The 8,938-nt window shown below is 71.8% G+C and carries 6 protein-coding genes and 1 pseudogene; 4 read left to right on the top strand and 3 right to left on the bottom strand.

The window, feature by feature from the left end:
- Positions 1-109: 109 nt before the first annotated feature.
- The 4 genes and pseudogenes from AOK23_RS49670 to AOK23_RS11960 all read left to right on the top strand — a co-directional run.
- Positions 110-643, top strand: a 534-nt coding sequence (locus AOK23_RS49670) for a glycoside hydrolase family 3 N-terminal domain-containing protein (protein ID WP_276205730.1), incomplete at its 3' end; no start/stop codon positions are given.
- 2 nt (positions 644-645) lie between these two features.
- Positions 646-1,849, top strand: a pseudogene (locus AOK23_RS11950) (glycoside hydrolase family 3 protein); the annotation flags it as partial.
- Positions 1,850-2,025: 176 nt separating this feature from the next.
- The gene (locus AOK23_RS11955) at positions 2,026-2,715 is read left to right on the top strand and encodes a hypothetical protein (RefSeq protein ID WP_420823704.1); all 690 of its coding nucleotides are present in this window, start codon (positions 2,026-2,028) and stop codon (positions 2,713-2,715) included.
- Between the two features lie 139 nt (positions 2,716-2,854).
- On the top strand, positions 2,855-5,221 hold the full coding sequence (locus AOK23_RS11960) for a protein kinase domain-containing protein (RefSeq protein WP_055712707.1): 2,367 nt from the start codon (positions 2,855-2,857) through the stop codon (positions 5,219-5,221).
- Positions 5,222-5,302: 81 nt separating this feature from the next.
- Here the strand turns inward: AOK23_RS11960 and AOK23_RS11965 are convergent, their stop codons facing one another.
- The 3 genes from AOK23_RS11965 to AOK23_RS11975 form a co-directional block, all read right to left on the bottom strand.
- Positions 5,303-6,733 carry a S28 family serine protease gene (locus AOK23_RS11965; protein WP_055712708.1) on the bottom strand — a complete coding sequence of 477 codons (1,431 nt, stop codon included), beginning with the start codon at positions 6,731-6,733 and terminating at the stop codon, positions 5,303-5,305.
- 162 nt (positions 6,734-6,895) lie between these two features.
- Positions 6,896-7,306, bottom strand: a complete 411-nt coding sequence (locus AOK23_RS11970; protein WP_240496359.1) for a hypothetical protein — start codon at positions 7,304-7,306, stop codon at positions 6,896-6,898.
- 96 nt (positions 7,307-7,402) lie between these two features.
- The coding region (locus AOK23_RS11975; protein ID WP_157878010.1) for an ABC transporter ATP-binding protein at positions 7,403-8,938 on the bottom strand (1,536 nt) is incomplete at its 5' end.

The following is an 8,938-nucleotide window of genomic DNA, read 5'->3' on the forward strand; positions in this document are numbered from 1 at the left end:
CCCCCCGCCCCACCTCGTCCCGTGCGCTCCCTTGACCGGAAGAAACTTCCCGGATATTCGTGACTCCTCGGAAGTTTCCTTCAGTGGATCTTCTCCGGAAGGAGCGCACGTGCCCTCCAGACGTACCGTCCTCGCCGCCTCGGCGGGCGTCACCGCGGCCCTGGCCGTCGGCCCGGCCGCACAGGCCGCCGGACCCGACGACAAGGCGCTGCGCCGCCTCGTCTCCCGTATGACGCTGAAAGAGAAGGTCGGCCAGCTGTTCGTGATGCGGGTCTACGGCCATTCCGCGACCAGACCCGACCAGGCCGACATCGACGCCAACCTCCAGGAGATCGGCGTGCGGACGGCCGCCGAGCTGGTGGCGAAGTACCGGGTCGGCGGGATCATCTACTTCTCCTGGGCGCACAACACCCGCGACCCGCACCAGATCGCCGCGCTGTCGAACGGCATCCAGAAGGCCTCCCTCAAGCTGCCGCGCGGGCTCCCCGTGCTGATCTCCACCGACCAGGAGCACGGCATCGTGGCCCGCGTCGGCAAGCCGGCGACGCTGCTGCCGGGCGCGATGGCCCTCGGCGCGGGAGGCTCTCCGACCGACGCCCGCGAGGCCGGGCGGATCGGCGGGGCCGAACTCCGCGCGCTCGGCNNCGTCCGCTCCTTCGGCGCCGACCCGACGGCCGTCGCCGGGCTGGTCGCCGCGCAGGTGAAGGGGTATCAGGGGTCCGGGGTCGCGGCGACCGCCAAGCACTTCCCGGGGCACGGGGACACGGCCGTCGACAGCCACTACGGCTTCCCCGTCATCGAGCACACCCGGCAGCAGTGGGAGACCCTCGACGCTCCGCCGTTCAGGGCCGCGATCCGGGCCGGCATCGACTCGATCATGACCGCGCACATCATGGTCCCGGCCCTCGACCCGTCCGGTGACCCGGCCACCCTCTCCCGCCCCATCCTCACCGGCATCCTGCGCGAACGGCTCGGCTACGACGGGGTCGTGGTCACCGACTCGCTCGGTATGCAGGGCGTACGGGAGAAGTACGGCGACGACCAGGTGCCGGTGCTGGCGCTGAAGGCCGGCGTCGACCAGCTCCTCAACCCGCCCTCGCTGGACGTCGCGTGGAACGCGGTCCTGAACGCCGTGCGCGCCGGTGAGCTGACCGAGGCCCGCCTCGACCGGTCGGTCCTGCGGATCCTGCGGCTCAAGGCGAAGCTGGGGCTCCTCGACAAGCCGTACGTCACCGCCGCGGGCGTCGACCGGGTGGTGGGCGTCCGGCGGCATCTCGACGCCGCCGACCGGATCGCCGAGCGGACCACGACCCTGCTGGTCAACGAGGGCTCGCTGCTGCCGCTGTCCCGGCGTACGCACAAGAAGGTGCTGGTGGTGGGCGCCGACCCGGCGTCCCCGTCGGGCACCACGGGCCCACCCACGGCCGTCCTCGCCGCCGAACTCGCCTCCCTCGGCTTCACCACGAGCCGGCTGCCCACCGGTACGGCGCCCACGCAGGCCCTGATCGACCAGGCGGTCGCGGCGGCACGCGGCAAGGACGCGGTGGTCGTGGGGACGTACAACGTGACCGCGGGCAGCACCCAGCGGACGCTGGTCGAGCGGCTCCTCGCCACCGGGGTCCCGGTGGTCGCGGTGGCGCTCCGCAACCCCTACGACGTGGCGCAACTGCCGCAGGTGAAGGGGTGTCTGGCCGCGTACTCGTGGACGGACGTCGAGGTGCGGGCCGCCGCCCGGGTGCTGGCCGGGCGGGTCGCGCCGCGCGGACGGCTGCCGGTGCCGGTGCAGCGGGCCGACGACCCGACCCGGGTGCTGTACGCCATCGGACACGGGCTGAGCTACAGGTCCTGACCGATGGGGCCCGGCATGCGGAGTCCCGCACACGGAGTCCCGGCGTACGGGCCCTGACGTACGGAACGTACGCCGCGCTCCTCGCGCACCACCCGCAACGTACGCAATGCGCCCGGTATGCCGGGCAGGGCTCGGCGCCGCCGGGTCACGCTGGACGCGTACGTCGGGGGGTGATCATGCGAGGGGTGCGCCGCGCCGGAGGGGTGCGTCCGGCGGCCGGGCCCGCCACGGCCGCCGCGTCCGTCGCTCTGGCCGTGTCGCTGCTGTCCGGCTGCCAGATCTGGCCGGGCGGTTCGGGTCCGGAGCCCGAGCAGCGGACGACGACCACCGCGCCCACCCGGCCCGCCGGGTACGGGACCGTGTTCCTCGGCATCGACGAGTGCAGCTCCTTCGGGACGACCAGCTTCACCGAGGTGCCCTGCGCCAGCGAGCGGGCCGCCGCCCGGGTCGTCGCCCGCCACGACGGAGGGGTCCCGCAGGGGCCGCCGTGCCCGGCGACCACCGACTTCGTCCTCCACATCAGCGAGTCACGGCCCGCCCCCGGCGCGGACGAGGACGGCGACGGCTCGGTGCCGCAGGGCTACGCCTGCATGCGCAAGCTCCAGCCGCCGCACCCGGGCGACCCCGGCGGCGGAGGAGGGCCCCGCACCATCGTCGGCGACTGCGTCTACGGCGCGGGGCGCGGCGAGGTCCGCGAGACCGCCTGCGACGCCGACACCGACAGTGACGGCGACAGCGACGGCGAGCACGCCCCGGAGTACCGGGTCACGGCCGCCGTCGAGAAGAGGACCCAGTGCCCCGTCTCCACCGACCTGTACGTGCAGTTGGGCGGCAGCAAGCCGGTGGGCTGCGCCCGACCCGTCTGAACACCTGGCCCGTATGAACGCCCGGCGTCGCGCACACCTTTGACGACACCCCAGGTCGAACACCCCTCCGAACGGCAGCAGGCCGGATCGATATCATCCGTTTGCGGTTGACGGTCCGTACGACGACGGTGGGGGGACGATGGCCCAGGAAGCCCAGGGCGCTCCGGGCAACGAGGAGCTGCCGGACATCCCCGGCTACCGCATCGACTCCCACCTCGGCTCCGGCGGCATGGGCCATGTCTACCTCGGCACATCGCCCTCGGGCCGCCAGGTCGCCGTGAAGGTGATCCGCGGCAACCTCGCCCACCAGCCCGACTTCCGCGGCCGTTTCCGGCGTGAGGTGACCGCCGCCCGGCAGGTCAGCGGGGCCTTCACCGCGCCCGTCGTGGACGCCGACCCGGACGCCGACCCGCCCTGGATGGCGACCCTCTTCGTGCCGGGGCAGCCGCTCGACGAGCGGGTCACCAAGGGGCCCGCCCTCACCGACGAGGAGCTGTACCGTCTCGCCACCGGGCTCGCGGAGGCGCTGCGGGACATCCACCGCGTCGGGATCGTGCACCGGGACCTCAAGCCGGGCAATGTGCTGCTGGCCGACGACGGGCCCCGCGTCATCGACTTCGGCATCGTGCGCGCGGCCGACGACGCCGCGCTCACGGCCCCCGGCCTGACCGGGACCGGCGTCACGATCGGCACCCCGCCGTTCATGTCGCCGGAGCAGATACGCGCCCAGAAGGACGTCGGGCCGCGCAGCGACATCTTCTCGCTGGGCTCGATGCTGACGTACGCGTCGAGCGGCCGGGTGCCGTTCGACGCGACGGACGTGTACACGCTGGTGTACCAACTCGTGCACGAGCCGCCGAAGCTGGACGCCCTGCCGGGCTGGCTGCGGCCGACGGTGGAGCGCTGCCTGGCCAAAGAGCCGGACGACCGCCCCGACGCGGCGGAGCTGCTCGCACTGCTGGCCGACACGTACCCGGGCACCTTGGAGGGGCCCGCGACTGCACCGGCCGCGAGCCCGGCCCAGGCCGCCCCCGACGCGGGCGCGGACGCGGCGGCCGGCACTGCCCCGGGCGCGCCCGGGGACACCGCGTCCGACTCCGGGCCGGACGTCGACACCCCCTCCGACGCCACGGACATGGGGTCCGTGACAACGGACCTGGGCCGCCTCCCCACGCCCCCGCCCCGGCGCGGGCGCCGCCGCCGGGCGCTGACCGTGGCGGCGGCGGTCATGGCGGTGAGCACGATCGCGGGTGGGCTGGTGTACGGGTTCCACGAGGGCGGGGAGGATACGGGTTCGCACCCGAGGACCCGGGCACGCACGGTGACGACCCAGCCGGCTGGCTCCGCGACGTACCTGAGCTCGAAGTCCGGCTCGGGTGGCTTCTCGTTCACGTACCACGACAGCCCCGAACGCCGCCCGGACGGCTGGCGGGCCTGGCAGTACAACCTCCAGAACAGCGACTGCGTGTACGCGGAGTCGTCCCTGGTGTGCGTCGGCGACCGGACAGTGCGGATCGACGCGGCGACCGGCAAGGAGGTGTGGCGGACCGACAAGGCGATGGCGTACGGAAGCCAGAACAGCCCGGTTGTCGTGGGCGACACGGTGGTGGTCGACGCGGGTGACCGCCTCGTGGGCCTCGGCCTCGCCGACGGCGACGTCAAGTGGCGCTACGCGACGGTGTCGCTCACCGAGAACCTCATAGGCGACGGTGAACGGGTGTACGCGACCGACGAGAGCGGCATCGTGTACTCCGTCGACGCCCGTACGGGCCGGAAGGCGTGGACCTACGTCGCGCCCTTCACCTTCCCGACTCAGAACGTGGGCTATCCCCCGCTGCGGATCATGGACGGCCGGCTCTACGTCTTCACCACGATCAAGAAACTCGGCTTCGGCGACGACTACGTCACGGTCATCGACCCGGGGACCGGCAAGAAGGTCTCGGCGTTCAAGCTGTCCGGAACGTGCGTCGCCGGCACCGAGGCGGTGCTGAAGGAGGATGGCACCCTCCGGCTGTACTGCGCGCTGTTGAACGAGAAGGAGGCCCCCATGAGCAGGGCCCTCCTGCGGCAGGAACTGGTGAAGGACGCCAAGGGTGTGCGCACGGAGCTCTCCGCCGCCCTGGGCGGTGGCCAGAAGGGCGCGCCCGAGCTCTCGGTGACTCCGGGCCGCGTGCTGTTCGTGTCACCGACCACCACCGGTGGTGAACTGGTCGCCGTCGACGTGGCACGGCGGAAGGAAGTGTGGCGCACGACGGTGCCCAGCCTGGGGCAGTCCGACATTCCCCCCGTGCAGGCCGGCGACCGTGTCTACGTCGCCAACACCCGAGGAGTCGCCGCCTTCGACGCGCGCACGGGCAAGCTGCGCTACCGCCACAGCCTGCCGTTCACCGACGACCACAGCGGCTTCGACACCGGCCTCGACACCGAACCCCTCGTCGCCGGCGGCATCCTCTACGCGCCCTCGACGAAGGCCGGTTGGGTGGCCCTGGACACCGAGGCCACCTGAGGCCCCCGAGGCGCCGGACCCGGACACGGGTGAGCCCCGGTGCCGCCGTCGGGCGGCACCGGGGCTCTGTCGCGCCTGGTGTTAAGGACGCAGCGTCATCTCGCGCTCGACATCCCGCTTGTCGAGCTTGGAGTCGAACTTCGCCAGCGGCTTCGCCTTGCTCGCGTCCTGCTGGACCGCGGCCGGGGCGACGCCCGCCCACTTCAGGATGCGGGCCGTGGCGAGGGCCTTCTGCGAGGCGACGAGGCCCTCGACCCGGGCGCCGTGGTTGGCGCCGGGGGCCGTGAAGACGTACGAGTCACGGGCCTTCTTGCCGAGGTGGAACGGCTCGGCGCCCCACGGGTCGTTCTCGCCGTACACGAAGAGCATGTGACGGGCGTTGTTGCGGACCCAGGTGTCGACGTCGCGCATGGCGTGCGGCTGGAACTTCATCTTGATGTCCCGCGGGACGAAGTTCCGCGGCGGCTGGTAGCCGTAGCGGATGTACTTCTTCTCGATGTGCGGGAACTTGATGGTCGGCGCGCCGAGCTGCGTGCCCGCCTGGTAGTAGTACGGCGTGTACGTCTCCAGGCCCTGGTCGGCGTAGGCGGAGAACCCGGAGATCGCGTCGATCGAGTTCCAGATCTCGTCGTCCGTGGCGGCCTTGGCGTCCTTCGGGATGGTGTCGCCGTCGCAGTCGGCGAGCAGGCTGTACTGCCAGAAGCCCCACACGTAGTCGAGGACGACGGCCTCGTACGCCTTGTCGAGGCTGCCGATAGTGTGGAAGGTGAGGTTCTCGGCGGCGGCGAACTGCGCGTACTTCTTCTCCAGCGGCTCGCGGCGCACCAGCGCCTCGCGCTGCACCGCGTTCAGCCGGTCGCGGCACTCCTTGGTGCCGACCTTGGCGAAGAACCGGTCGTACGCCGAGTCCTCCTTGTTCACCACGTCGTTGGGGGCGACGTAGGCGACGACGCCGTCCATGTCCTTCGGGTAGAAGCGCTCGTAGTACGTGGCGGTCATCCCGCCCTTGGAGCCGCCCGTGGAGACCCACTTCTTGTCGTAGATCTTCTTGAACGCCTTGAAGATGCGGTGCTGGTCGCTGGCGGCCTGCCAGATGTCCAGCTTGGTCCAGTCGGCCGGGGCCGGACGGGACGGCGTGAAGAAGCGGTACTCCATGGAGACCTGGTTGCCGTCCACGATCTGCGTGGGCTCGCGGCGGCTCGGGGTCGTGGAGACGTTGTAGCCGCCGGTGTAGAAGACCGTCGGGCGGCTGGTGTCCTTGTGCAGGACGGTGATCCGCTGCTGGAAGGTGCCCTTGGCCGGGTGGCGGTGATCGACCGGCTGCGTGAAGTTGAGGACGAAGAAGCGGTAACCCGGGTACGGCTTCTCCTCGATGAGGCTCACACCCGGAATCGCGAGCAGTCGGTCCTTGATGTCGGTGGTGTCCGGCTGTGCGGCGGTGGCCGCGCCCGCCGTGCTCAGAGTGCCTATGAGCACCACGAGCGACAGCACCCACCTGAGCGCTTTGCGCATGCGTTCTCTCCCCTATGGAACGGCTGTGCGCCGGAAGCTATCGGAGCGACCGCCGGGGCACCAGGGAAGAAAGGGGCCAACTGGACTGCTTTCAGGCGCAGATGGCGGAGATAGGGAAAACCCTGTGTGCCCGGCCCCGGCGGCGGGCGCGGGGGCGGGTGGTCAGCGCAGGATCCAGCCCGAGGTGTAGCGCACGGAGCCGACCCGCGCGTGCACGCACACGGGGCGCCGGCCCGCGTGCACGGTGACCGGGCCCGCCGGATGCTGCTTGTTCCTCACCCACTGCCCGGCCCACGCCCGGATGCGGATGGTGCCCTTGCGGGCCTTCCACCCACCCTTGCCCATGACCTGCTTGCGGGGCACGAGCACGGCGCACACGTATCGGCTGCCCTTGCGGTAGACGTGCACGGTCCCGGCGTCGAAGGTCAGGGTCCGCACCTTGCGGCCGGGGCAGGACGAGGCCGCCGTCGCGCTGCCCGCGGGGCCGGCCAGGGCCAGCAGCCCGGCCAGGGTCAGTACGGCCAGCGCGAGCGCCAGCGGCCGACGGATCGCGCCCTTCGCACCCCTGCTCACCGACTGTCCCTCCCACCGCAGAAGCGTACTGATATTCGGACGCACAAGGAGTACCGAACGGTTGCGCGACGGGAGGGAAAAACCGGCGGCGGCCGCCTACGCCTTCATCGCCGGCTCGCCCACGAAGGTCCGCCAGAGCCGCGCGTACTGTCCGTCGAGGGCGAGGAGTTCGTCATGGGTGCCGTCCTCGGCGACCCGGCCGTGGTCCATGACGACGACGCGGTCGGCGCGGGCGGCGGTGGTGAGGCGGTGGGCCACGACGAGCGTGGTGCGGCGGCCGGCGAGGCGGTCGGTGGCCTGGTTGACCTGAGCCTCGGTGGCCAGGTCGAGGGCCGCCGTCGCCTCGTCCAGCAGCAGGACGTCCGGGTTCACCAGCTCGGCCCGCGCCAGGGCGATCAGCTGGCGCTGGCCCGCGGAGAGGTTGCGGCCGCGTTCGGCGACCTCGTGGAGGTAGCCGCCGTCGAGGGTGGCGATCATGTCGTGGGCGCCGACTGCCCGCGCGGCGGCCTCCACCTCGGCGTCGGTGGCGTCGGGGCGGCCATAGGCGATGGCGTCCCTGACGGTGCCCTGGAAGAGGTACGCCTCCTGCGGGACGACGCCCAGCCGGTGCCGGTACGAGGCGAGGTCGAGGGCGCGCAGATCGGTGCCGTCGACGGTGACCCGGCCGCCGGTCGGGTCGTAGAAACGGGCGACCAGCTTGACGAGGGTGGACTTCCCGGCGCCGGTCTCGCCGACGAAGGCGACGGTCTGCCCGGCCGGGATCCGCAGGGAGACGCCGCTGAGGGCCGCTTCCTCGCCGCCCGAGCCCCCGTACTGGAAGTCCACGCCCTCGAAGGCGATGTCGCCGCGCAGCGACAGCACCTCCAGGGGTTCGTCGGCGGACTTCGTGGACGTCGGCTCCTGGAGCAGTTCCTGGATGCGGCCCAGGGAGACGGTGGCCTGCTGGTAGCCGTCGAAGACCTGGGAGAGCTGCTGGACGGGGGCGAAGAACAGGTCGATGTAGAGCAGGTACGCCACCAGGGCGCCGGTGGTCAGGGTGCCGGCGTCGACCCGCTGGCCGCCCACGACGAGCACCGCCGCGGCCGCGACCGACGACAGCAGCTGCACGAACGGGAAGTACACGGAGATCAGCCACTGGCCGCGCACCCGGGCCTCGCGGTAGCCGGCGCTGCCGGCCGCGAACCGCTCGGCGCCCGCGCGCTCGCGCCGGAACGCCTGCACGATCCGCAGTCCGGCCACCGACTCCTGGAGGTCGGCGTTGACGACGGAGACCCGCTCACGGGCGAGTTCGTACGCCTTCACGCTCGCGCGGCGGAAGAAGAACGTGCAGAAGATCAGCGGCGGGAGCGTCGCGAACACGACCAGGGCGAGCTGTACGTCGATCACGATCAGGGCGCCCATGATGCCGAAGAAGGTGACGACGGAGACGAACGCGGTGACCAGGCCGGTCTGGAGGAACGTCGACAGGGCGTCCACGTCGGTCGTCATCCGGGTCATGATCCGGCCGGTCAGCTCCCGCTCGTAGTAGTCGAGTCCGAGCCGCTGGAGCTGGGCGAAGATCTTCAGCCGGAGCGAGTACAGGACGCGCTCGCCGGTACGGCCGGTCATCCGCATCTCGCCGACCTGGGCCGC

The organism is Streptomyces torulosus (assembly GCF_001419765.1).
In the GTDB taxonomy this organism is placed as follows: Bacteria; Actinomycetota; Actinomycetes; order Streptomycetales; family Streptomycetaceae; genus Streptomyces; species Streptomyces torulosus.

Excerpts from the sequence above, each read along its gene's own strand:
- AOK23_RS11955 (WP_420823704.1), top strand. The coding sequence starts at position 2,026 with ATGCGAGGGGTGCGCCGCGCCGGAGGGGTGCGTCCGGCGGCCGGGCCC.
- AOK23_RS11960 (WP_055712707.1), top strand. The coding sequence starts at position 2,855 with ATGGCCCAGGAAGCCCAGGGCGCTCCGGGCAACGAGGAGCTGCCGGAC.
- AOK23_RS11965 (WP_055712708.1), bottom strand. The coding sequence starts at position 6,733 with ATGCGCAAAGCGCTCAGGTGGGTGCTGTCGCTCGTGGTGCTCATAGGC.